At 44.7% G+C, this 23,092-nt stretch carries 21 protein-coding genes and 2 tRNA genes; 12 read left to right on the top strand and 11 right to left on the bottom strand.

Features of this window, described 5'->3' with window-relative positions:
• Positions 1-9 precede the first annotated feature (9 nt).
• Both hppD and DYU05_RS15865 read right to left on the bottom strand, forming a co-directional pair.
• On the bottom strand, positions 10-1,134 hold the full coding sequence (gene hppD, locus DYU05_RS15870) for a 4-hydroxyphenylpyruvate dioxygenase (RefSeq protein ID WP_117384127.1): 1,125 nt from the start codon (positions 1,132-1,134) through the stop codon (positions 10-12).
• A 264-nt stretch (positions 1,135-1,398) separates the two neighbouring features.
• Positions 1,399-2,556, bottom strand: a complete 1,158-nt coding sequence (locus DYU05_RS15865) for a homogentisate 1,2-dioxygenase (RefSeq protein ID WP_117384126.1) — start codon at positions 2,554-2,556, stop codon at positions 1,399-1,401.
• 343 nt (positions 2,557-2,899) lie between these two features.
• Here DYU05_RS15865 and DYU05_RS15860 point away from each other — a divergent pair, with 343 nt between their 5' ends.
• Both DYU05_RS15860 and DYU05_RS15855 read left to right on the top strand, forming a co-directional pair.
• Positions 2,900-3,895, top strand: coding sequence for a fumarylacetoacetate hydrolase family protein (locus DYU05_RS15860; protein ID WP_117384397.1), 996 nt, complete (start codon positions 2,900-2,902; stop codon positions 3,893-3,895).
• Positions 3,896-3,994: 99 nt separating this feature from the next.
• Positions 3,995-4,291: a hypothetical protein gene (locus DYU05_RS15855; RefSeq protein WP_117384125.1), complete on the top strand. Its 297-nt coding sequence runs from the start codon at positions 3,995-3,997 to the stop codon at positions 4,289-4,291.
• A 545-nt stretch (positions 4,292-4,836) separates the two neighbouring features.
• On the opposite strand, the gene DYU05_RS15850 is transcribed toward DYU05_RS15855, so the two are convergent.
• The 8 genes from DYU05_RS15850 to DYU05_RS15815 form a co-directional block, all read right to left on the bottom strand.
• A tRNA-Thr gene (locus DYU05_RS15850) sits at positions 4,837-4,909 on the bottom strand.
• 11 nt (positions 4,910-4,920) lie between these two features.
• Positions 4,921-4,994: transfer RNA gene (locus DYU05_RS15845), tRNA-Pro, on the bottom strand.
• A 205-nt stretch (positions 4,995-5,199) separates the two neighbouring features.
• A complete protein-coding gene (locus DYU05_RS15840) occupies positions 5,200-5,949 on the bottom strand; it encodes a LytR/AlgR family response regulator transcription factor (RefSeq protein WP_117384124.1) in 750 nt (249 codons plus the stop codon).
• A complete protein-coding gene (locus tag DYU05_RS15835; protein ID WP_235854039.1) occupies positions 5,946-6,980 on the bottom strand; it encodes a sensor histidine kinase in 1,035 nt (344 codons plus the stop codon). The genes DYU05_RS15840 and DYU05_RS15835 overlap by 4 nt, the downstream gene beginning before the upstream one ends.
• 18 nt (positions 6,981-6,998) lie before the next feature.
• Positions 6,999-7,334, bottom strand: coding sequence for a DUF4288 domain-containing protein (locus tag DYU05_RS15830; RefSeq protein WP_117384123.1), 336 nt, complete (start codon positions 7,332-7,334; stop codon positions 6,999-7,001).
• 38 nt (positions 7,335-7,372) lie between these two features.
• A complete protein-coding gene (locus DYU05_RS15825; RefSeq protein WP_117384122.1) occupies positions 7,373-8,209 on the bottom strand; it encodes a LiaF transmembrane domain-containing protein in 837 nt (278 codons plus the stop codon).
• A 174-nt stretch (positions 8,210-8,383) separates the two neighbouring features.
• Positions 8,384-9,442 (bottom strand): agmatine deiminase family protein, encoded by a 1,059-nt coding sequence (locus tag DYU05_RS15820; RefSeq protein WP_117384121.1) that lies wholly within the window; start codon positions 9,440-9,442, stop codon positions 8,384-8,386.
• 108 nt (positions 9,443-9,550) lie between these two features.
• On the bottom strand, positions 9,551-10,420 hold the full coding sequence (locus tag DYU05_RS15815; protein WP_117384120.1) for a carbon-nitrogen hydrolase: 870 nt from the start codon (positions 10,418-10,420) through the stop codon (positions 9,551-9,553).
• A gap of 126 nt (positions 10,421-10,546) precedes the next feature.
• Here DYU05_RS15815 and DYU05_RS15810 point away from each other — a divergent pair, with 126 nt between their 5' ends.
• The 5 genes from DYU05_RS15810 to DYU05_RS15790 all read left to right on the top strand — a co-directional run bounded on the left by DYU05_RS15810 (position 10,547) and on the right by DYU05_RS15790 (position 16,569).
• Positions 10,547-11,998 carry an MBOAT family O-acyltransferase gene (locus tag DYU05_RS15810; RefSeq protein WP_117384119.1) on the top strand — a complete coding sequence of 484 codons (1,452 nt, stop codon included), beginning with the start codon at positions 10,547-10,549 and terminating at the stop codon, positions 11,996-11,998.
• Positions 11,998-12,957 carry a hypothetical protein gene (locus DYU05_RS15805; RefSeq protein WP_117384118.1) on the top strand — a complete coding sequence of 320 codons (960 nt, stop codon included), beginning with the start codon at positions 11,998-12,000 and terminating at the stop codon, positions 12,955-12,957. The genes DYU05_RS15810 and DYU05_RS15805 overlap by 1 nt, the downstream gene beginning before the upstream one ends.
• A 45-nt stretch (positions 12,958-13,002) precedes the next feature.
• Positions 13,003-13,959 carry a lysylphosphatidylglycerol synthase transmembrane domain-containing protein gene (locus tag DYU05_RS15800; protein ID WP_117384117.1) on the top strand — a complete coding sequence of 319 codons (957 nt, stop codon included), beginning with the start codon at positions 13,003-13,005 and terminating at the stop codon, positions 13,957-13,959.
• A gap of 91 nt (positions 13,960-14,050) precedes the next feature.
• A complete protein-coding gene (locus DYU05_RS15795; protein WP_117384116.1) occupies positions 14,051-15,829 on the top strand; it encodes an aromatic amino acid hydroxylase in 1,779 nt (592 codons plus the stop codon).
• A gap of 35 nt (positions 15,830-15,864) precedes the next feature.
• Entirely contained in the window at positions 15,865-16,569 is a 705-nt protein-coding gene (locus tag DYU05_RS15790; protein WP_117384115.1) for an SDR family NAD(P)-dependent oxidoreductase, read from the top strand.
• A gap of 19 nt (positions 16,570-16,588) precedes the next feature.
• Here the strand turns inward: DYU05_RS15790 and DYU05_RS15785 are convergent, their stop codons facing one another.
• Positions 16,589-17,785, bottom strand: coding sequence for a cation:proton antiporter domain-containing protein (locus DYU05_RS15785; RefSeq protein ID WP_117384114.1), 1,197 nt, complete (start codon positions 17,783-17,785; stop codon positions 16,589-16,591).
• 167 nt (positions 17,786-17,952) lie between these two features.
• Between DYU05_RS15785 and namA the strand changes: the two genes are divergently transcribed.
• The 5 genes from namA to DYU05_RS15760 all read left to right on the top strand — a co-directional run bounded on the left by namA (position 17,953) and on the right by DYU05_RS15760 (position 23,059).
• Positions 17,953-19,020, top strand: a complete 1,068-nt coding sequence (gene namA, locus DYU05_RS15780; RefSeq protein ID WP_117384395.1) for an NADPH dehydrogenase NamA — start codon at positions 17,953-17,955, stop codon at positions 19,018-19,020.
• A 122-nt stretch (positions 19,021-19,142) separates the two neighbouring features.
• A complete protein-coding gene (locus tag DYU05_RS15775; RefSeq protein WP_117384113.1) occupies positions 19,143-19,562 on the top strand; it encodes an OsmC family protein in 420 nt (139 codons plus the stop codon).
• 138 nt (positions 19,563-19,700) lie between these two features.
• A complete protein-coding gene (locus DYU05_RS15770) occupies positions 19,701-20,258 on the top strand; it encodes a DUF4230 domain-containing protein (RefSeq protein WP_235854038.1) in 558 nt (185 codons plus the stop codon).
• A 63-nt stretch (positions 20,259-20,321) separates the two neighbouring features.
• The gene (locus tag DYU05_RS15765) at positions 20,322-21,701 is read left to right on the top strand and encodes a M16 family metallopeptidase (RefSeq protein WP_235854037.1); all 1,380 of its coding nucleotides are present in this window, start codon (positions 20,322-20,324) and stop codon (positions 21,699-21,701) included.
• A gap of 20 nt (positions 21,702-21,721) precedes the next feature.
• Positions 21,722-23,059, top strand: a complete 1,338-nt coding sequence (locus DYU05_RS15760) for a M16 family metallopeptidase (RefSeq protein WP_117384111.1) — start codon at positions 21,722-21,724, stop codon at positions 23,057-23,059.
• The last annotated feature ends 33 nt before the right edge of the window (positions 23,060-23,092 follow it).

The raw sequence follows: 23,092 nt of genomic DNA, 5'->3' as shown, positions 1-23,092 counted from the left end.
GACGAGTGCTTAGAGATTTCCCCTCATCTCCTGCTCTCTTTCTATCGCCTCGAACAAGGCCTTAAAGTTGCCTGCTCCAAATGAACGGGCGCCCTTACGTTGTATAATTTCGACGAAAAGTGTTGGCCTGTCTTCTACGGGTTTGGTGAATATCTGTAGCAGGTAGCCCTCTTCGTCGCGGTCTACCAGTATGCCTAGTTTCTTTAGCGGCTCCAGGTCCTCATCTATGTGGCCCACGCGGTCCAGCAGGTCGTCGTAATAAGTAGTAGGTACGGTCAGGAACTCAACGCCGCGGCTTTGCAGATCGGTAACGGTTTTAACAATGTCGTGCGTGGCCAGCGCCAGGTGCTGTACTCCCTCACCTTCGTAAAACTCCAGGTATTCCTCTATCTGCGATTTCTTTTTGCCCTCCGCAGGCTCGTTTATCGGGAACTTTACATACCCATTGCCATTGCTCATTACCTTGCTCATCAGGGCAGAGTACTCTGTAGAGATGGTCTTATCATCAAACGTAAGGATGTTACGGAAACCCATAATGTCCTCGTAGAAGTTTACCCACTGGTTCATTTTGTGCCAACCCACGTTACCCACGCAATGGTCTACATATAACAGGCCGGTATCTGTTGGGTGATAGCTCGTTTTTAGCTCCTTGTAGCCCGGTAAAAATGCTCCGCTGTAGTTCTTACGTTCGATGAACAGGTGCACCGTTTCGCCGTAAAGTTTTATACCGCTAGTGCGTACTTCGCCATACTCATCATGTATTATCTGCGGGTGCTGGTAAGGTTCGGCACCGCGCGAGGTGGTCTGATGAAAGGCGTCGAACGCGTCGTCGACCCACAGTGCAAGTACTTTTACACCATCGCCATGTTTTTTAATGTGGTCGGCTATCGGGTGGTCCGAGTGGAGCGGGGTGGTAAGCACCAGGCGTATCTTACCCTGCTGCAGCACGTATGATGCACGGTCGCGTACGCCCGTCTCCGGTCCTGCGTAAGCAAGGTCCTGGTAGCCAAACGCGGTTTTGTAATAATGTGCCGCCTGCTTGGCGTTGCCTACGTAAAACTCTACGTAATCTGTACCGTTGAGCGGCAGAAAATCGCTTGTTATTTCTTTTTTATCTAATGTTAGTGTTTCCATTTTATTTGGGTTATATGCTTCAATATGTGATGCTGAGCTTGTTAAAGCATTGAGTTAGTAAGCGAGTTTTTCAAGTCTTCGACAAGCTCAGACTGACATGTTTGTCTTGATAGCACGCTTCTAAAGTCTTCGACAAGCTCAGACTGACATGCTCGTCTTGATTCCTGGGTCTTGTTCTCCTGACTCTTGACTCTTTACTCTTTACTCTTTACTCTTTACTCTTGTTCTCTTGATTCCTGACTCTTAATTCTTGACTCTCTCCTTCTAAACCACCCAGCTTTTGTAATAATTTTCGTCCTCTATGTTTATCGCGTCTTCCGTTAGCATTAGCGGCCGAAAGGGATCTATCATCACGGCAAGTTCATCGGTGAACTCCTTGCCTATAGATTTCTCTACTGAACCCGGCGCCGGCCCGTGCGGTATGCCGCCCGGGTGCAGTGTTATCTGGCCTTTAACCACGCTTTTGCGGCTCATGAAGTCACCGTCCACGTAATACAAAACTTCGTCACTGTCTACGTTACTATGGTTGTAGGGCGCGGGTATAGATAAGGGATGATAATCGAACTTGCGCGGCACAAAGGAGCAGATCACAAAGTTGTTGCCTTCAAATGTTTGGTGCACCGGTGGCGGTTGGTGAACTCGGCCGGTTATCGGCTCAAAATCATGTATGGAAAAAGCCCATGGGTAATGGAAGCCGTCCCAGCCAATAAAGTCGAACGGATGAGTGCCGTATACGTAAGGGTAAATAAGCCCCTGCTTTTTTATCAGGATCTTAAAATCCCCTTTTTCGTCATGGGTTTCCAGGTCGGTTGGCCGTTTTATATCGCGTTCGCAGTAAGGCGAGTGTTCCATTAGCTGCCCATACTGGTTACGGTAGCGCTTTGGCGACCGTATAGGGCTAAAGCTTTCTACTATGAACAGGCGGTTATCCGGCGTGTCAAACTCCAGTTGGTAGATGGTACCGCGCGGCACTACCAGGTAGTCGCCATACGCAAACTTGATCTTGCCGAACCCGGTCTTTAACGTGCCCGATCCCACATGGACGAATATTACCTCATCTGCCTGGCTGTTCTTGTAGAAGTAGTCCGTCATGCTTTGGCGTGGCGCTGCAAGGGATATATGCAGATCGCTGTTTACCAAAACAGGTTTGCGGCTTTGCAGGTAATCGTCTGCCGGGGCAATATCAAAGCCTATAAGGCTGGTATGTTTAAGGTGTTTTTCTCGTGCAATTTTTGGCTCTACCGAGTATGGCTCGCCCAGCGCCTTTACAATAGTAGGCGGATAGGCGTGGTACACCAGCGAGTACAGGCTGGAGAAACCTTCGGTAGATACCAGTTCCTCGGCGTACAGCGTGCCATCGGGCTTACGAAACTGGGTATGCCGCTTATGCGGAATAGTACCTAAGCTGTGGTAAATAGGCATAGCTCTTGTATTTTAAATAAAAGACTTTAATGTTTGCTGCATTATCTGCTGCAGCCAGGCAAAACAATCAGGGGAATAGCGTTAGGCGCATCGCCTTAGCAACGCTTTAAGGTGCGCAGCTTAATACTGTGCCAGCACTATTTTGGCAAGCACCGCATTGCGGAACGATGAAGCATTACTCATTGACGTAAGGCCAAGCGAGAAATAGAATTCTTTACGGATGCTCATAATTGGTTTAACAAATCTATGCCGAATAAAAATAGTATGCAAGCATAATATTTACCTGAACAAGCGTAAAATGTTTATGTTTGATTTACACGCAAGCAACTTAAATAATTCATCTATGAAACTGGTATCCTACAAAACTGAAGACCGAGAGCATTTAGGTGTGTACATCAACGGGCACATCTATAATCTTAACTCCTGCGATAAACTGATTCCGGATAGTATGAGTGAGTTTTTGTGGGGTGGCGACGAATTGATGGAGCATGCCAAACGGGTGGATGAGGCTATACGGTCTGGTAAGATGCAGGCCAAAGAGGAGCTTTTTTACGAGTTGCTGGCACCTGTGCCGCACCCAACCTCCTGCAGGGATGCTTATGCTTTTCGCCAGCATGTGGAAACTGCCCGTCGAAACCGCGGCGTGGAGATGGCACCGGAGTTTGATCAGTTCCCCGTGTTTTACTTCACCAACCATAACAGTATACAAGGGCCGGGCGAGGTAGAGTGCATGCCCGACCATTTTGAGCAGCTTGATTTTGAACTGGAAGTTGCTGTAGTGCTGAACAAAAAAGGCCGTAACATAAAGGCCGCAGATGCCGACAGCTACATTGCCGGGTTTATGATCATGAATGATATGAGCGCGCGTACCTTGCAAATGGACGAGATGAAACTGAACCTCGGCCCCGCCAAAGGCAAAGACTTCGGCACGGTAACTGGCCCATGGTTGGTGACGCCCGACGAGTTGGAGCCCTATAAGGTTGCTGCGCCCGAAGGCCATATAGGTAACGCCTACAACTTGCAAATGCTTTGCCATGTAAACGGTAAAGAAGTAAGCCGCGGCAATATGGCCGATATGAACTGGACCTTTGCCGAAATAATTGAACGTTGCGCTTACGGGTGCGATGTGTTGCCCGGCGATGTAATAGGATCCGGCACGGTTGGCTCCGGCTGCTTTTTGGAACTGAACGGGACAGGCCTGTTGAATGATCCGAACTACCAGCCGCAGTGGCTGCAACCCGGCGACCTGGTAGAGATGGAGGTCACGGGACTGGGCGTATTAGGTAATATCATAAAAAAGAGCACTAGCGATCACTCCATACTCGCATTGCGGAAATAAGCTGTAATTTTCCCTTAACTAATTAAATTGTTGGTGAAAACACCAACAATGGCGAAAATTGCATCCTAGCATTATTAATCATCGCTAATACCTACAAATATGTCTAAATACGATATAACAGAAGAGATAAGCCATTATGTAGATGCTATCTTACATACCTTTTCTTTCCCTAATAGAGTAAATGACATTTGGGGCCAAATAGAAAAGGTTGTTAGGTCTGAAGGCGGTGATACATCTAAAGAAAATTTGCAGCGTTTAACATCTTCAGTTAAGAAATTCCTTTCTGAGAATGAATTTGGGCACGATGAAGATTATATTTATATAATTGATAAGAAGGGTAAAAATTTAAAAGAATGTGGGAGTTTGTCGGCTTTTGAAAAAAAGTTTAACAGCTGATTCCTGCCGTTGTTGTCACCAACAAACCAGCGACAGGTAATAAGCTCTCTCTAATTCTTAAAGGCATATTCTTTGTTTACCACATCAAAATCCGGCGGGATATGGTTCTTTTCGAATATTTCACAGCAGAGTTTTATCGTCTTCCAGAAAGGTATGTTAGTGCTTTGTTGGTGTTGTCACCAACAAACCGGCGGTAGGTAGAAAGGCAGTAATCTGGTAGCATTACAAGATATGTTATCCGGCATTGATGCAGGGGGTGTCAATACCATAACAAAATCGTTGGTGACAACACCAACAATGGCAAGAATTGAAGTTGAAATAGTGTTGCAATTTGAGGATGTTATAAGAAGAACAACGTGGTTGGTGTATAAAGAATTTTCTTTATTATATGAATAGTTTCCCCGGCCCATAAAATTACGGGTTAAGAACTCAGGAAAGATTAGTCAGCAGAGCTTAAACTTACTGATGTACCGTTTCCCGGCATGAGTATCATTGATCATGCTGTATTTAAAAAATTGACATCATTGACCAAGAAAAACAAAGTGTGGAAATAAAAGGACTCGAACCTTTAACCGACACCGTACAAGGGTGCTGCTCTCATCATCAAGCTATATGTCCTTTATAATCAGTAGGGTAGCCCGGACTCGAACCGGGAGCCTCCACATCCCAAATGTGGTAATCTGACCAATTGATATACTACCCTGAAAATGCTCTGTAAACAAAAAATCCCCTTAAGAAGCCTAAGAGGATTTTAATGTATTTATTATACTACTCAATACATAGCTATCCCCTCCGATACTTCGGGTGCGGTATAAAGCTTTGTATTGTTGTTGTTTTCACGATGCAATTATAAGCAATGTTTCTGATGAATCAAGAAATTTCTTAATTTTTTTACGCGCTTTACGAAATTATATTCCCAACACCTGCTTCAGCTTAACGTAACCCGTTTTACTAACGGGGATCTTAGCGCCCGATTTAAGGATAGCCAGATGGCTGTCTTTCTCGTAAGGGTCTAAACGGGTGATTTGTTGTATGGCGATTATGTAGGAGCGGTGTACGCGAACAAATTGACGCGGGTCCAGCGTCTTTTCGAAGAACGCCATGGTCTTATTTTTAAGAAACGCCCCTTCGGCTGTTATTACGCTTACGTAGTCGTCATCGGCCTGCAGGTACTCTACGTCCTGCACGGCTATAATTTTTACTTTAGTGCCGGTTTTTACAACAATGCGCTCGTTTTGCGCGGGAGATTGGCCCGCTTCTTCCAGCAGGCTTGCTGTAGGTTTTACAACGCCTGGCGTAGCGGCAGCCTGAGCTAAGAACTTCTCTATTGCTTTGTTAAAACGTTCCTTGCTGAAAGGTTTTAACAGGTAGTCTACCGCATGTGCTTCAAAAGCTTTAATGGCGTATTCATCAAAAGCTGTGGCAAATATTACTGCCGGAGGATTCTCTACCAGCTCCAGCATTTCAAAACCATTTATTTTGGGCATCTGCACGTCCAGGAAGATGAGATCAGGCTGTAGCTGCTGTATAGCTTTAAGGCCTTCAAAGCCGTCGCCGCATTCCTGTAATACTTCTATCTTATCTTTAAAGTCCTGCAGGTATTCCAGTACAACCATCCGGGCCAGAGGCTCATCATCTATGATCAAAACGCGTGTCATTGCTGCGGTATTTTTATTATGGTTGTAAATATATCATCATTCGCGTGTGTTTCCATCAAATCGTTACGCGCAAATATCAAATATAATCGCCTCTGCACCCCGCTAAGGCCAAATCCGGTGCCTTTGCGCGGCCTTGATGTTTTGGCATCATAAGGGTTTTGTATCATAATAACCAGGTATTGTTCATCCATTTCGGCCCGCAGACTGATGGTTACTTCCCCGGTTGTGTCATACAAGCCAAACTTAATAGCGTTCTCTACCAAAGGCTGAAGCAATAATGACGGCAGTAACGCGGTTTCGCAGTTGCCGTCGCAGCTTATCTCGGTTTGCAGGCGGTGGCCAAACCTTACTTTTTCAATATCGAGGTATAAGTTAAGGTGCGCGAGTTCGTCGCTCAAAGGCACCAGCAGGTTATCATCTTTTTTAAGCGTGCCGCGAAGGAAATCCGACAGTTGCTGCACCATTTTACGGGCAAGTTCGGGCTTAAAGCCGATAAGCGCGTTGATAGAGTTGAGGCTGTTAAATAAAAAGTGGGGTTGCAGTTGCTGGCGCAGATTATACAATTCGGCATCGCGGGCAAGTTTTTCTGCCTCGGTTTTGCGCTGCTCGGTTCTTTTCTGGTCAAGCTGCGAGTAAAACAGCGCGCTGATCATGGCCATCCAGCCAATTGCCAGGAAGTCTGTAAATACGCGTATAACCAAAGATTGCTTCAAAAAATTATCATAAACGCCGCCAAAGTTAAATAGCGGTAAAATGTAGCGGCAGCCTGTAGCACAACCAAACGCTAGAGCACCGCACCAAACCAACAGATAAATGTAGCTGCCTTTATCCGGCTGGTAGTAGCGCAGATTATTGTTGATGAGCCAGCACGCTACCGACAGCAGTACAGCGCTAAGACCGGCATCTGCAGCCGACACCACCCAGAAAAAGCCGAAACTATGCAAAATGTAGGCTTGCAGGGCTGCCCAAACAATTCCGCTGATGGCGAACGCTCCGAATAGTTTTCCTGGTGATAGCTGTGTAGATGCCAAAACGTATTTACTAAATTATTAATTTTTTACGCCCAGCAAAGCCGACTTATGATGTGCCCAGGCAATGTACAGTTCCGGGTCAGGTGTTTCGTGTATGTTGTAGTACAGTTCGGCACCGTCGGTTGGTGTGCCAATGGCATTAAGCTCAGCAACATCAATAAACTGCCATTTAACGGTTTGTTTTTGCGCGTTCAGGAAGCTGTCCTCGTTGGCATGGCCAATGTTGCTGGCCTTTTCAAATGCCTGGTATTCGGTGTCTGCGTTTATCAGGCGGAGCTGCTCATCAAACTGTGCATTGTGATCGCCGTTGCCACTTATCACCCTGAAAACCAATTTTGCTACGTACCAATTCATAATAGCGAGAGTTTTATGTGACTGATAGTTTATGCTTATTAATAACTGCGTATTTCTACACCTGCAAATAGCGATACACCCTTTAAAACCAACACCTTATCGGCATTGATAGGGCGCATGCTCTTGATGCGTTTGTCGTCTGTGCCGGCGAAGATGGCCGAGATGTCTGACACTACCTGCCAGTTAGCCGGAACGATGATCTTGGTACCACCGAATACCTGTGTAATGTCTATATACACCATGCCGTTTATGTCAGCATGAGTAAAGTCCAGTTCGCTGCCGCCAAATATGTTGGTGATATCGCCTCCGCGGAAGTTCTTAGAGAATATGGTTTTGTTCACCCCGCCGAAAATGGCTGTGGCATCTAATACGTCGTCGTATGATGGTGGAGGTACACTGCCGCCTGTTACAGGCTCTACAGGCGGAACATCTGTCGCGGGGCCTTCTGCAGTTGAAGCGTCGCCGAAATCGGCAAGCGGTTTTTCAGCATAAGGACCGGTGCGGTACTTGCGATCCCAGTAATCTGCATCTTTAACAATGGTGTGATCATGCTTTTTCCTCATGATGATCCATATACCCAGGCCGATGAAAGCTAAAGGCCAAACAACACCGCTGGAGTTGTGCAGGTTCTCGGTTAACAGGAAGATAGTGCCCAAGCCAGTTAATACCAGCCATGATGTTTTTTGCCAGTTGTTACGGGCGCCAATAACCAGGCCCCAGAAAATAAGCCAAAGTGGCCAAAGGTCTAATGAATCGGGCAGGAAGAACAGGCCTAATTGTTTAAGCAGAAGGAAGCCGCCTACGAGGAGCAGTATTGCTCCGAACATAACTTTGCCATTGGCTTTGTTAGGTTTGATATCTATATTGTTGGACATGATATTTGTAAATTTTATTGTTAACCAAATCTATTGTAAGTTAACGCATCCTCAAACGGATTACTGGCAATGTAATTAAAGAAGTCGGTAAGGGGGGAGAAAACGTCGGTGAAAAAATAAGGCGGCTATTGCATTTACAACAGCCGCCATTTATAAGGGGAATTTGCAATGGGGTTACACCGCCGGTTCCTGCTGGCTCAGGCAGTGAAAGCTCCCCAAACCCCAAATAATATCTGTTGAGTCGATGCCCACAACTTTCCTGTCCGGAAAGCAGCTTTGGATAATGTCCAGCGCTTTGTCGTCATTTTTAGAACGGTAGGTAGGAACTACTACCGCGGCATTACCAATGTAGAAGTTGGCGTATGATGCCGGTAACCGCTGGTCATCGTATATAACAGGATCAGGCATTGGCAGCTCGATAATGTTTAGCTGTTTGCCGTTAAGCAAGCGCATTGTCTTTAGCGTTTGCAGGTTTTCCTGTAGGATGTGGTAGTTTTCGTCGTTTTTATTCTCTTCAACGGCGGTTACCACTGTGTCTTGGTTAACAAAACGGGTTATATCGTCTATGTGGCCGTCGGTATCGTCACCTATGATGCCTTCGCCGAGCCAAAGTACTTGCTCCACACCGTAATAGTTACGCAGGTAGCCTTCTATTTGCTCCTGATTAAGGTGCGGGTTGCGGTTAGGGTTAAGCAGGCAAGCCGTTGTAGTAAGCACAGTTTCAGCTCCGTTGAAGTCGACGGATCCACCCTCCATAACAATACCCGGGTTGTAAACGGGTAGGTTAAAGTGGTGCGCTATACGGGTAGGGATCACATCATCCAGGTCATACGGAGGGTACTTGTTGCCCCAGGCATTGTATCCCCAGTCAACTATTGCTTTTTCCTTAGTTTCGTAATTTACCAGGAAAGCAGGCCCGTGATCGCGGCACCAGGCGTCATTGGTAGGGAACTCAAAGAATTCCACCTTGCATAGGTCCGCACCAACAACCTGCAGTTGCTGTTTTGCAAATGCAGCCATTTGCTCATCAACCACGTTGATTCGCACGATCTCGCCTTCTGTAAGCACTTTGATAAATTCAGCATACTTACCGTAGATCATACCCAGTTTGCCCGGCCATGATGCTTCTTTATGCGGCCAGCTAAGCCAGGTAGCGGTATGGGGCGCCCACTCGGCAGGGAAATGGAAACCGGCGGAAACCGGCATGCTTATGTTTGATGAAATGTTAGTCATGAGCTGTGTAAAGTGCGTCATTGCGAGGTACGAAGCAATCTCAAGATCACGCTCTTTAGTTACTCTAAAGGGAGATTGCTTCGTACCTCGCAATGACGTGTAGGGTAATTAGTCGTTGTCGAGCAGTCGCTTTGTGATCGGCTGATAGCTGTCTATTCTTCTATCGCGAAGGAACGGCCAGTGGCTGCGGTAGTAATCGCTTTTATCAGTATCCAGTTCTAATACCTTTATGTCTTCTTCATGATGTGGTGCCTGGTACATTACCGTACCGAACGGGTTGGAAACGAACGATCCACCCCAGAAGTGCAGCCCTGCTTCTTCACCTGAACGGTTCACACTTACGACGTGTACACCGTTGGCAATCGCGTGCGAACGTTGGATGGTTTGCCACGCGTTATATTGCTCGGTGTTGGTAATATCGTCCTGGCTGGAAGCCCAGCCGATGGCTGTAGGGTAAAATAATATTTCAGCACCCATTAACGCGGTAATACGCGCAGCTTCCGGGTACCATTGGTCCCAGCAGATTAGTACACCTATAGTGGCAAATTTGGTTTTAAACACCTTGTAACCAAGGTCGCCGGGAGTAAAGTAGAATTTTTCGTAAAAGCCAGGATCGTCCGGGATATGCATCTTGCGGTACTTGCCAAGGTAGGTACCGTCAGCATCAAGCACAGCGGTAGTGTTATGATATACACCCTGAGCACGTTTTTCAAATAAAGAACCAATGATCACCACACCCAATTCCGCAGCAACGGCAGACAGGGCATCGGTCGACGGGCCAGGAATAGGCTCAGCCAGCTTAAAGTTATCATAATCTTCTACATCGCAAAAGTATAACGACGTAAAAAGCTCCTGCAGGCAAACTATCTGCGCGCCTTGTGCAGCAGCTTCACGCACCTTTGCAATAGCCTTGTCCAGGTTCTCCTGCTTGTTTGCTGTGCAGCTCATCTGCACTAATCCTACTTTTACCTTTCCCATAGTTTAAGAAATTTGCCGCAAAAATACCGTTATTTTCAGAGATTAGGGGCACTCATTTAAGATATGTTATTTAGATGAACAAAGGCATGTTTGCCCGGCTAAAAACTTTGTATAATTACAGCAGACATGCTTTTTAACTCACAAGCCTTTGCGGCGTTTTTTATTATTGTTTTTACGCTCTATTGGTTTGTATTTAAAGCAAGCGGCCGCTTGCAGAATGTTGTGTTGTTAACGGCCAGCTACGCGTTCTATTGTTATTGGGACTGGCGGTTACTGTGGCTGCTAATATTTTCTACGGCGTTGCATTATACACTTGGCTATTACGTCGGCAACACAGAAGATCCAAAAAAGCGACGATTGTTTGTTAATTTGGGCATTATTACCTCCATAGGCTTGCTGGCGTATTTTAAGTATGCTAACTTCTTTGTTAGCTCGTTTCTTAGTTTATTTTCTGGTTTTAACAGTAAGTGGAGTACGCATACGCTTAATATCATCCTTCCACTGGGTATAAGCTTTTACACCTTCAGGTTATTGAGTTACCTTTTTGATGTAAATAAGCGTAAGATACAGCCTACTACAGATTGGCTTTCATTTTTCACATTCGCGGCTTTTTTCCCTAGCCTGGTGTCCGGCCCGATAGATAAAGCCGGGTTTTTATTGCCTCAATTACAAAAGAAGCGTGTGTTTGAAGAAGGAATGGCAACAGATGGCTTGCGGCAGATATTATGGGGATTGTTTAAGAAGACCGTAGTGGCTGATAATTGCGCGCTGATTACCGACAGCGTTTTCGCAAAGTACCATACGCTACCTGCAAGTTCTATAATCATCAGTTTATTCCTGTATACCATCCAAATATATGCTGATTTCTCGGGCTATTCAGATATGGCTATGGGATTGGCTAAACTACTCGGTATAAACATTACCCGTAATTTTGATTACCCTTTCTTTTCGCAGAACATTGGTGAATTTTGGAGGAAGTGGCACATCTCCCTCACTACCTGGCTTACCGAATATGTTTTTACACCATTGAACATCTGGCTGCGCGATTATGATAAAGCCGGAATTATATTGGCCATACTCATCAACTTTACATTAATAGGTATTTGGCATGGCCCAAACTGGACTTTTGTACTGTTCGGGTTTTTACACGGGTGCTTTTACATCCCGCTTATCTTAAAGGGCAGCTTTAACAAAAAGAAAAAGCTTACAAAAGGGAGGCTGCTGCCAACGTTTAAAGAGTTTGTTTCGATGTTAGGAACCTTTATCCTGGTGATGCTCAGCTTTGTGCTTTTTCGTAGTGAGTCGGTAGCGCAGGCAGGAGACATTTACCGGTCGTTATTCTCAGCAAGTTTATTTACGTCGCCTGTATTTGATAAGATGAACCTGGTTCAGCATACTTTTATATTCATCGGCTACCTGCTTGTATTGGAATGGTTAGGTAAAGATGGTGAACATGCGCTTTCTAAACTGGTGCCCAGGTGGCCGGCACCGGTGCGATGGGCTTTTTATTACGGGTCGTTGGTGCTTATCTTTCTGTTTGCCGGCTTAGCGCAGAACTTTATCTATTTTCAATTCTAATGAAGAGGTTTATATTAAAGTTTCTGTTGTTTATAGCTCCCATTGTTTTGCTGTGTTACGCTGTAGATAGCTATTTATCTACCAACTTACGCAAACTAAAAAGAGGAGAAAGCCAGGTATGGCAGGAGATATATGCGGGTAAGATTAATGCTAAAGTTTGGATATATGGTGCATCACGCGCGTTCGTACATATTGATCCCGAAATTCTTTCTGATTCATTGCACCAATCGGCATACAATTTTGGCTTAAATGCTTACCCCATTGATATTCAATATTTGCGACACCACCTTCTGCTTAAATATAATAAAAAGCCAAAAGTGATCATCCACTCGCTCGACTTTATGACCTTTCAAAAACGAGACGATCTATTTGATCCGGATCAGTTTCTGCCTTTTATGTTATGGGACACCCTGGTTGCTAAGCACACAATGAATTACGCGGGCTATACCAAGGCTGATTATTATTTGCCGCTTGCACGCTACTACGGTAAAACAGCTCCTATTCACCTGGCTTTTTCTTTATCAACGGGTAAGTACCCAAATAAAGCCGACCGCGTTAACGGCTACCAGGGAATAGAAGCAGAATATGTTGATGCCTTTGCCGAGGGGGGCTCAATAAAAGGCACTTACAATATTAAGTTTGATAAACAAGCCATAAATCTGTTTGACAGGTACCTGCAGGAATGTAAACGGAATGGCACCAAGGTTATATTTGTTTATACTCCCGAATACATTAGCGGACAGCGCTATCTGGCTAACAGGCCGGAGTTGTTTAAGTTAATAAAGCGTTTTAGCGCTAAATATGATATACCGTTATACGATTACTCGGCTGATGAAATTAGTTTTGATAAGCGATATTTTTACAATGCCGAACACCTGAATTTGCGCGGTTCACAGCTTTTTTCAAAAAAGTTTGCGCACGATCTTAAGCAAGATAGCTTTATGAAAAGCATACATTAAACAGCACATTGCGGTAGATGCCGTTAATGATTACCTTTGCGCCGCATGAAAGATCTAGCTGAAACAGAGGTTGAGGAAACAGAGAAAGCGCTGCAACCAAAAACCTGGAAAGACACTGCCTGGAGCGTAACCAAAGTGGTGCTTAAATTTGCTGTTACTTCCGTATTGTTGTATTATGTGTTCAGTAAGGTTCCGCTGAAGCAAGTAAAATATCGCCTGTTCCATGCCAATTATTGGTGGATGCTTGCTGCCTTGGTAAGCTTTTTTGTATCCATGGTAATCTCTTCGTGGCGTCTTTCCAGCTACTTTAAATCTATAAAGCTCAACCTTGATCCCCGGTTTAATTTCAGGCTTTATCTGTTGGGATTGTTTTACAACTTCCTGCTGCCCGGCGGCATCGGCGGCGACGGCTACAAAATATACTTGCTCAACAAAACTTATAAATTGCCTGCGAAGAAAGTTTTTTGGGCTATAATGTTTGATAGGTTAAGCGGCTTATGGGCAATAGGGCTTATTACTGTAGCACTTATTTTTTTAATACCGCAGATAGACATCCATATAGGCATACCGCTAGGGATTTTTGTTGCAGCTTCTGCTATATATTATTTTGTTGCTTATAAATTTTTCAGGGAGTACACGCACTACTTTTTTGAGGGCCATCTGAAAGCGATAGGTGTACAATCGCTACAGGTTATTGCAATTATATGTATCCTTTTTGGCCAGGGTTTTACCGGTAAGTTTTCGCCTTATTTATTGTCTTTCCTTATCTCAGCGCTTGCTACTATCATTCCTATAAGTGTGGGCGGAGCAGGAATACGGGAGACAGTTTTCGCGCAGCTTAGCCATGTTTTCCCAATGAATATGGACCTGGCAGTGTTCCTTCCTATGGCATTTTACCTAATTTCCATTATTGTTGCTGTTTTTGGTGTCTATTATGTTATCAGGCCAAGCCGGCTTGAGGAGGGTTTACCAAAATCGAAATTTAATTCTGTTAACAAATAAGAAAGTAGAATAATATTCTAAAAGTTTATTCTATCAAATCATAATCGGTTATTTGTTGTTTTTCTGTTAAACACCAATTAATACCTCTTTTATGAGCCGGTTTAATGATTTTGGTAATCCGCAGGTAGCAGCGCTTCCGGCGCATTTAAAGCAGTTTATTGTAGATCAGCATTACGAGCATTATACGCCTGTAGACCACGCCGTATGGCGTTATGTAATGCGTCAGAACTATAGTTATCTAAAAGATGTTGCTTATTACCCATACATCCCCGGTTTGCAGAAAGCCGGGCTGACCATAGAAAAGATACCGGATCTGCAGGAAATGAACAACGCCTTAAGCAAAATAGGTTGGGGCGCAGTAACGGTAGATGGTTTTATACCACCTGCCGCGTTTATGGAGTACCAGGCTTACCGGGTGTTGGTTATAGCAGCAGATATAAGGCAGCTTCACCACATAGAGTATACGCCAGCGCCGGACATCATTCATGAGTCTGCAGGCCATGCGCCAATTATTGCCGATAAAGATTACCATGAGTACCTGAGCTATTTTGGATCGATAGGGGCAAAAGCAATGTTCAGCGCGCAGGATTTTGAGCTTTACGAGGCTATACGTGCACTGTCGATATTAAAAGAGATGCCGGATGCTGATGCTGAAGAACTTAAAAGGGCGGAAGAGCGGGTTGCCTGGCAGCAGGAAAACATGGGCCAGCCATCTGAAATGGCGCTGCTGAGCCGGTTGCACTGGTGGACGGTGGAGTACGGCTTAATAGGTATTCTGAATGATCCTAAGATATACGGGGCAGGGTTACTGTCATCCATAGGGGAGAGTGCCAGCTGCATGATGGCCGAAGTGAAAAAGATCCCTTATACTATCGACGCGGTAAAATACGCTTACGACATCACCAAACCTCAGCCACAGCTTTTTGTAACACCAACCTTCCAGAACCTGATAGATGTGCTGGAAACCTTTGCCGATACCATGTCGTTTCGTCGCGGTGGTGCATACGGGCTTTCCAAAGCGGTTGAAAGCAAGAACACCTGTACGGCAGTGTACAGCTCTAGCCTGCAGGTTTCAGGAACTTTCCAGGAGTATAAAGAGGATGGGAGCGGAGATGTGTTTTTTGTAAAAACGGCTGGTCCTTCGGCATTGTCAGTAAACAATAAACAACTAAAAGGCCATGGAAAAAGCTATCATAAGGATGGCTTTAGTTCTCCTGTAGGCAAGCTAAAGGGTTATGAAAAGCCTTTAGAAGATTTAAGTGCGGAAGAACTTCAAAAGCTTGGGCTAATTAAAGGCGAATCAACGCAATTGTTATTTGAAAGCGGTATTATGGTAACTGGCAACGTAAAAGATATATTGTCAGAAGAACAAAAAAACCTGCTGATTAGCTTTACCGATTGTACGGTGAAAGACAGTGACGGCAATGTGCTATTTGATCCATCCTGGGGAACATATGATATGGCTATTGGTCAAAAAATAACTTCAGTGTTTTGCGGCGCTGCCGATAAAGATGCTTTCCTGGAAGTGGTTTACAAATCAGCCACCAGCACGCACCATCCAACATATGACCAACGGACTATTGAGTTGCACAACCTTTATCAGCAGGTGCGTAACCGCAGGCAAAAGGGCGGCGATCTGGGTTACCTGGGTAATGTTTGGCGCATGCTGCAAAAGAACCATCACGACGACTGGCTGTGCGCTTTGGAAATACTGGAACTTTTAGATCATGAGGATGTTGAACCTGCACTGGCGGCAGAAATCCGGCAGTTTCTTGAAAATAAGGCAGCCAACGAACCGGAATATAAAAAGCTGATCACCGATGGGTTGTACCTTATTAAACATCCGGTGGAAGAGAAGTTGGTGGTTTGATTGACAAATGATATTTTCGTTTTGAACTAAGTCTGATGAACATTATTATAACAGGTGCCAGCAGTGGTGTTGGTTTTGAAGCAGTGCTGGAGCTTATACTCTCCGGAAAACACAAGGTTATAGCGCTTGCCCGTTCGCAGGACAAGCTGGAGCGCTTGCTGGAGATTGCAAAAGGCCTAAACCCCGACTGTGAATTATATGCAATAGCGTTTGATATTGTGCATGACGATTACGCGGGACTTACGCAGTTCATCGCATCTAACTTAGATGGGCGTGTTGATGCGCTTATCAACAATGCCGGAGTACTCATCAATAAACCTTTCGCCGAGTTGCTCGAAATGGACTTTGTAGAAATGCTGCAAAGCAATTATCTGGGCCACGTGCGCATTATACAAAGCTTACTGCCGCAGATGGTAAATGGGTCGCACATTGTGAACATAGGCAGCATGGGCGGTTTCCAGGGAAGTGCAAAGTTCGCCGGGCTCGCTGCTTACTCGGCCAGTAAAGCAGCGTTGCATACGTTAACCGAATGTTTGGCACTTGAGTTAGCAGACCAGGGCATTAAGGTGAACTGCCTGGCGCTCGGTTCAGCTCAAACGGAAATGCTCGAGCAGGCTTTCCCGGGTTACGAGTCGCCGGTAATGGCTTTTGAAATGGGTAAATACATTGCCGATTTCGCGCTTACAGGCCATCGCTTTTTCAATGGGAAAATACTGCCTGTCGCTTTAGGTACGCCGTGATAGTACAAAACCCCGTTAATTAAACGTCGTGAAATTCCTGTGTATTTGGTGGCCGACTGGTGCCAAGCAGCCCCAGGCTCATGATAACACTGGTGCCAAGTATCACCACGAATAATAACCCAGTGCCAATCTCAGGTAGTTTAAGGTCTACAGGAATATTATAAAACAGCAACACGCTTATTAAACCCCGTGGGATGAGTACCAGCTCTGGGATCAAGCTTGTTTTTAAAACCAGTTTGATGTATAGGAACCTCACCAGGTAAATGGATAGTAGTACAATGCCTCCGTTGATCAGTACCGTCCAGTTCTGTAATTGAATGATATCCATGGTATAGCCGAATATGATAAAGAAGAAGGTGCGGATGAGAAAAGCACTTTCTGCAGACAACTGGAATAACTGTTTGATATCATGCCCAAGGGTAGGATAGATAAAAAACTTCCGGAACCAGCTAAAGTTTATCTGACGCGCATTATTAAGGAACAAGCCCAGCGCCAGCACTATGATGAGTGAAGACAGGTGAAATGACTGCCCGATACTGTAAACCATTATCAGTATTGAGATAACCAGGAACGATTTGATATGGTGGCTCAACCTGCCAATCAAATAAAGCAAAAGCAGACACGAGCCCGCAGCGACAAACAATATCAGCGTAAGTTCTACCCCCAGCTTAGCAAATGATCCAAAATTAATGTGGGTATTGCTGATCATGAAATTAAATAACACTACCGTAAGGATATCTGAAAAGGAGGACTCGTAGATGATAAACTCCTTTTTGTCTTTATCCAACCCTGAAGCCGATGGAATTGCAATGGCAGAGCTGACCACGCAAAATGGTATAGCGTTAATAAAACATTTGTATATACTCTCTCCGGTGATGTAGTAAAATGCCGCGGTTATTAGCAATGCCGTAAATAACAGTATGCTTAACGCTGATATAAAAGATCGTTTGATGACAGCATTTTTATCTTTGGTGTACTTAAGCTCCAGCGCCCCTTCAAATACGATAAGTATAAGCCCCAGTGTACCTAAAGCGGGTAGCAGCGGTGTAAAATTGAACTTTAACAATTGGAAATAATCTACCACCAGCCGAATGCCAATGCCCAGGAATAGCAGCAATATCACCGACGGTATCTTGGTTTTTCCTGCGATCAGGTCAAACAGGTAGCTGAAGATTACCAGTCCGCTGAGTATAATGAGTGTAGTGTAAGTAGTCAAATTATTGGGTTGTCAGGGGTGAACACAAGAATTAACTGCGTTGGCAAGGTAACGTAAATTACCCATAAATGTTCATTTACGCGGCAATCTGCTGCACAGGCCTATTTTACAAAACCGTGAGACTGCTGTGGTTGTTACTTCTCATATTTGCAAAAAAACAATCTGACATGCCGCATCTTTTTTCTCCCTTAAAAATCAAAAGTATTGAATTGCGTAACCGGATAGTAGTGTCGCCAATGTGCCAGTACTCCAGCACTGATGGATTTGCTAATAATTGGCACCTGGTACATCTGGGCAGCCGCGCAATTGGGGGAGCCGGATTAATTATTACTGAAGCTACAGCGGTATCTCCTGAGGGGCGTATTTCTTATGCTGATCTTGGAATATGGAAAGACGAACATATTGCAAAGTTAAAGGAGATTACTAATTTTATTGAGAAACAAGGTGCAGTAGCAGGCATTCAACTTGCTCACGCAGGCCGTAAAGCCAGCCACTCGCAACCCTGGACAGGCGGAGCACAAATACCTGCCGAGCACGAAAATGGCTGGCAAACACTTGGCCCAAGCCCGGTGGCTTTTTCTGCATCGGAGCAGCCGCCGGTTGAACTCGACAAGCGTGAAATAGCAAGGATAATTGACGATTTTAAATCAGCAACAGTGCGTGCGCTTGCAGCCGGGTTTAAGGTGATTGAACTACATGGTGCACATGGCTATTTGTTAAACGCCTTCTTGTCGCCACTAAGCAACCTTCGTACAGATGAATATGGTGGCTCATTTGAGAACAGGATACGCTTTGTGTTGGAAACCGTTGAAGCTGTGCAGGAAGTTTGGCCGGAGGAATATCCGCTGTTTGTGCGTATATCTGCAAGCGAGTGGACCGAAGGCGGCTGGACAATAGATGATTCTGTAGCGCTGGCGAAAATATTAAAGGAAAAAGGCGTAGATTTTATCGATTGCTCCAGCGGTGGTAATGTATCCGGGGTTCGTATCCCTTTAAAGCCAGGTTACCAGGTGGAGTTTGCACAGGCTGTTAAAGAGCAGGCAGGTATCCCAACAGGTGCTGTGGGGCTTATTACAACACCAGAACAGGCTGATGCTATTATCACAACCGGCCAGGCCGATCTGGTATTTTTAGCACGCGAACTGCTTCGCGATCCGCATTTTCCTCTACGTGCTGCGCATCAATTGGGTCAGGAAATTAAATGGCCGTTGCAATACGAGCGGGCTAAATGGTAATCACATCGTCAGCTTATATGCAGCACTGCATCTGAATGTAAACTTCAGATTAAATATCAGCTTACCTGTTTAATTATTTAAGCGGATAACTAACTTAGCATAAACTCATAAAAAATTATACCATGAAACGTACAGCAAATGCACATTGGAACGGCACCCTGCAAGAAGGCAAGGGCGAGATAACCACTCAAAGCACTATCCTTAACAAAACACAATATTCTTTTAAAACCCGCTTTGCCGATGGCATTGGCACCAACCCTGAAGAACTAATAGCTGCAGCTCATGCAGGATGCTTTACAATGGCAGTTGGTGCTGCGCTTACACAGCAAGGCATTACACCAGGCGACCTTACTACTGATGCTATCCTTGATCTGGATATGCAAGCGCTGGAAATTAAAGGCATTCACCTGGAGCTTAAAGCATCAGTAATAGACGGTGTTGACGAAGCTAAATTTAAAGAAGTAGCTGAAGGCGCAAAGGCAGGCTGTATAGTGTCTAAAGCTTTAAGCGTGCCAATTACTTTAAACGTTACATACGCGTAAGTTCAAATAAGTTCTGAAGAAGAACAAAGCTACAATATAGCGGTAAACAGCAATGGTACAAACCATTGCTGTTTTTGGTTGTAGCTATATTACACCCATCAACATGCTAAAACGTCCCGTTCACGCATTTCGCTTACTTTGCTGGTAGCCCTTGTGATTACCGGCTTCCTGGTGTTCCTGTTTTTCTACATCAAACATCAGTTTACCACAACAAGGACAGAAGTGAGCGAAGACGTTATGGTATCCCGCATAGTATCAATGGGGAAACTTGAACTTGTAAAATATGCAATGAAAGATGTAGTTGAAAAAAAGGAGCTACATATTATACTCCCTGATTCGAGAGTGTTGTTTGTTGCTGTAGGCGAGGTTACCGCATGTATAGATCTTACAAAAGTTAAAAAGGCCGACATTGTACAGCACGGCCAGGACAGTGTTTCTGTTACACTGCCAAAACCGGAAATTTGCTATGTAAAACTTGATCATCAGAAATCAAGGGTGTATGATGTTTCGGGTGTTTGGTTCCCCAATAAAGCTAAAACTATGGTAGAGGATGTATATAAAATTGCCGAGAAAAAGATGCTTACAACTGCCGGGCAGATGAACCTGCTCGGTCGGGCTCAAAAAAACGCTTCGCTTATTTTCCAGCCCTTCCTGGAAAACGTGTCCAACAAAAAAGTGGTCATACAATTCAAATAACAACTATAATCATCGTTTTGGAATATTTCTGATTATATTTATGGTGAAAACCAAACCATAGATATGATGGCCAAACTTATCAAATTATTAACCGCTGGCGCAGTCGGAATCCTATGTTCCGTGTGTGCTGTCGCCCAGCCGAAGCTCCCCCAGGGATATTTCTGGAAAAAATTGCCGAACGGACTTGAAGTTGTCGTGATCGAGAACAGCAAAGTGCCACTGGCTACCATTGAGATCGCCGTAAAGAACGGCGCTTACACAGAAGGGCCCGAATATAGCGGTCTCTCTCACCTTTTTGAGCACATGTTCTTTAAAGCCAACAAGGATTATCCCGACCAGGAGAAGTTCCTGAAGCGTACGCAGGAACTTGGCGCCATTTGGAACGGCACTACCGATGTAGAGCGGGTAAACTACTTTTTTACTTTCGACAAAGACAGCCTGAACGCAGGCCTTAAGTTTATGAATGCCGCTATACGTTTTCCTATATACCGGGAAGAAGATATGAAAAAGGAGCGGCCCGTAGTCGACGGTGAGTTTCAGCGCGCAGAGAGCAGCCCGTATTTTCAGTTATACTATGAAGTAAGCAAAGGCCTTTGGGGGGACCTGATCACCCGTAAGATGCCGATTGGTGTACACGAGATTATCAACACAGCTACGCCTGAAAAGATGATGATCATCAAAGATAAGTACTACTTCCCCAATAATAGCTTGCTTACCATCTGCGGGGACGTAAAGCACGAGGACGCATTTAAGAAAGCGGAGGATATTTTTGGCAACTGGGCCAGCAGTGGCTTTAACCCTCATGAGAAGTACCCAATACCGCCCTTTAAACCACTTGATAAAAGCCAGTGGATAGTAAAGGAAACCACAATAGCTCAAACACCCTACATGGAAGTTGCCTGGCAAGGGCCAGCTTACGTTATCGATTCGGCATCAACTGTAGCTGCGGATGTATTCTCGACCATTTTAGGGCTAAACTCATCAAAATTGCAGCAAGCCCTTGTTGATAAAGGCTTAGCTTCCAGCGCTAGTGTAAGCTATACCACCAGCCACTATACAGGCGCTATAACCTTATTTGTGGTGCCTAACCCGAATAAGCTAAAAGAATGTTATACCGAAGTTACGAACCAGGTGAGCCAGTGGAATAAACCCGATTACTATACCGATGAACAGTTAACCGACGCAAAAGCCATATTGCTGCGTAACCATAGCCGCGAAATGGAAAAGCCATCAAGCCTGCCAAGTCAGTTAAGCTTTATGTGGTGCAGTACTTCCCTTGATTATGGTACCAACCTAACTGATAATTACCAGAAGGTTACCCGTGCTGACATAGCTAAGTATGTTAACGGATATATAACCAACAAGCCTTTTGTAGCAGGCATGGTTATCAACCCCGAAATGGCAAAAGCCAGCAATGTAAATGCCTATTTTAAAGCTAAATAACCTGTAACAGTACACACGACATGAAAAAGATAAAATTATTAGGGCTGCTTGCAATAGCAGCTATAATTGGCGCCGGTACTGCTAAGGCGCAAAATAAGCCTTATGAAACTATAGTTAGCGGTGTAAAGGTTATTGTACAGCCAAGCGGTAACGATATTGTGGTCGTACAAACTGCTATAAAGGGCGGTGTGCAAAACTATCCTGCCGAAAAGATGGGTATTGAATCTATGGCGATTAATGCACTTACCGAATGCGGAACACTAAAACATGATAAAAATACATTTAAGAATGCGCTTGATAAAGTAAGCGCACAGGTATATGGTTATGATACTAAAGATTATGCTTTGATTAGTATGAACTGTATCAAAAGCGATTTTAATACAGTTTGGCCGCTTTATGCCGAAGCTATTACGCAGCCAGCCTTTAACCCCAAAGAGTTTGAGCGGATAAAACAGGACGCCATAAACAACCTGAAATCTAACGATGCGCAGCCCGATGCAGCTATAGATAAATACGCCGATAAAGTGGCATTTAAAGGACGTGACTATGCTAAAGACCCGGATGGTACCGTGGCTATCTTACAGGCGCTTACCGCTGCTGAAACAAAGGCATACTACAATAAAATACTTACCAGGTCAAGAATGGTGATCGTTGTTGTGGCCGACCTGCCAAGGGCAGATATAGAGGCTAAAATAGCTGCAATGCTGGCCGGTGTTAAACAAGGCACTCCTTTTACACCTAAGAAGGAGTTTTTCCGTGTTTATAAAAACACATTTTCGTCTGAAAAACGCGATCTGGCAACAAATTATGTAGAAGGAATTACCAGCGGCCCGGCACCCGGTACCCCGGATTATAACGCCTTTAATGTGGCAATGCGCATTTTTGCTGATAAACATTTTTTGGATATACGCACCAACAATGGCCTGTCTTATGCTCCTCAGGCCTGGTTCAGTACCGGCACCACCGCTACAGCTAGATTTTCCGTATCAACTACGCAGCCCGACAAATACATAGCCGTATTTGATAAACTGGTAGACGGCATAAAATCAAAAGGCTTTGCTAATGATGAAGTAGCAAATATGAAAGTCACTTACCTCACAGGTTTTTATTATAAGAACGAAACCAACGAAGCACAGGCTGCATCACTTATTTCTAACGAGGTGCTGCACAACAACTGGATGCGTTCGATAACGCTTGTTGATGAAGTAAAAAAACTCACCACGGCACAGGTGAGTGACGCATTCCGCAAGTACATAGGTAATATTGTTTGGGTATACCAGGGAGATACCAAAAAGGTGAACCCTTTATTGTTTACCAACGGTACGCTAAACAAAGGAGACAATCCTGTCAGTCACTAATCACTATTATCATCAAAAAAAGGCCCATAATGT

This window comes from Mucilaginibacter terrenus, from assembly GCF_003432065.1.
Lineage (GTDB): Bacteria > Bacteroidota > Bacteroidia > Sphingobacteriales > Sphingobacteriaceae > Mucilaginibacter > Mucilaginibacter terrenus.
The sequence above is the reverse complement of the archived record's forward strand: the minus strand, read 5'-3'. Positions and strand labels throughout refer to the sequence as shown.

Coding starts and splice junctions, on each gene's coding strand:
- DYU05_RS15830 (WP_117384123.1), bottom strand. CDS start 7,334: ATGAATTGGTACGTAGCAAAATTGGTTTTCAGGGTGATAAGTGGCAAC.
- DYU05_RS15820 (WP_117384121.1), bottom strand. CDS start 9,442: ATGACTAACATTTCATCAAACATAAGCATGCCGGTTTCCGCCGGTTTC.
- DYU05_RS15865 (WP_117384126.1), bottom strand. CDS start 2,556: ATGCCTATTTACCACAGCTTAGGTACTATTCCGCATAAGCGGCATACC.
- DYU05_RS15810 (WP_117384119.1), top strand. CDS start 10,547: ATGCTTTTTAACTCACAAGCCTTTGCGGCGTTTTTTATTATTGTTTTT.
- DYU05_RS15790 (WP_117384115.1), top strand. CDS start 15,865: ATGAACATTATTATAACAGGTGCCAGCAGTGGTGTTGGTTTTGAAGCA.
- DYU05_RS15815 (WP_117384120.1), bottom strand. CDS start 10,420: ATGGGAAAGGTAAAAGTAGGATTAGTGCAGATGAGCTGCACAGCAAAC.
- DYU05_RS15765 (WP_235854037.1), top strand. CDS start 20,322: ATGATGGCCAAACTTATCAAATTATTAACCGCTGGCGCAGTCGGAATC.
- DYU05_RS15840 (WP_117384124.1), bottom strand. CDS start 5,949: ATGACACGCGTTTTGATCATAGATGATGAGCCTCTGGCCCGGATGGTT.
- DYU05_RS15855 (WP_117384125.1), top strand. CDS start 3,995: ATGTCTAAATACGATATAACAGAAGAGATAAGCCATTATGTAGATGCT.
- DYU05_RS15795 (WP_117384116.1), top strand. CDS start 14,051: ATGAGCCGGTTTAATGATTTTGGTAATCCGCAGGTAGCAGCGCTTCCG.
- DYU05_RS15760 (WP_117384111.1), top strand. CDS start 21,722: ATGAAAAAGATAAAATTATTAGGGCTGCTTGCAATAGCAGCTATAATT.
- DYU05_RS15775 (WP_117384113.1), top strand. CDS start 19,143: ATGAAACGTACAGCAAATGCACATTGGAACGGCACCCTGCAAGAAGGC.
- DYU05_RS15805 (WP_117384118.1), top strand. CDS start 11,998: ATGAAGAGGTTTATATTAAAGTTTCTGTTGTTTATAGCTCCCATTGTT.
- namA (WP_117384395.1), top strand. CDS start 17,953: ATGCCGCATCTTTTTTCTCCCTTAAAAATCAAAAGTATTGAATTGCGT.
- hppD (WP_117384127.1), bottom strand. CDS start 1,134: ATGGAAACACTAACATTAGATAAAAAAGAAATAACAAGCGATTTTCTG.
- DYU05_RS15825 (WP_117384122.1), bottom strand. CDS start 8,209: ATGTCCAACAATATAGATATCAAACCTAACAAAGCCAATGGCAAAGTT.
- DYU05_RS15800 (WP_117384117.1), top strand. CDS start 13,003: ATGAAAGATCTAGCTGAAACAGAGGTTGAGGAAACAGAGAAAGCGCTG.
- DYU05_RS15860 (WP_117384397.1), top strand. CDS start 2,900: ATGAAACTGGTATCCTACAAAACTGAAGACCGAGAGCATTTAGGTGTG.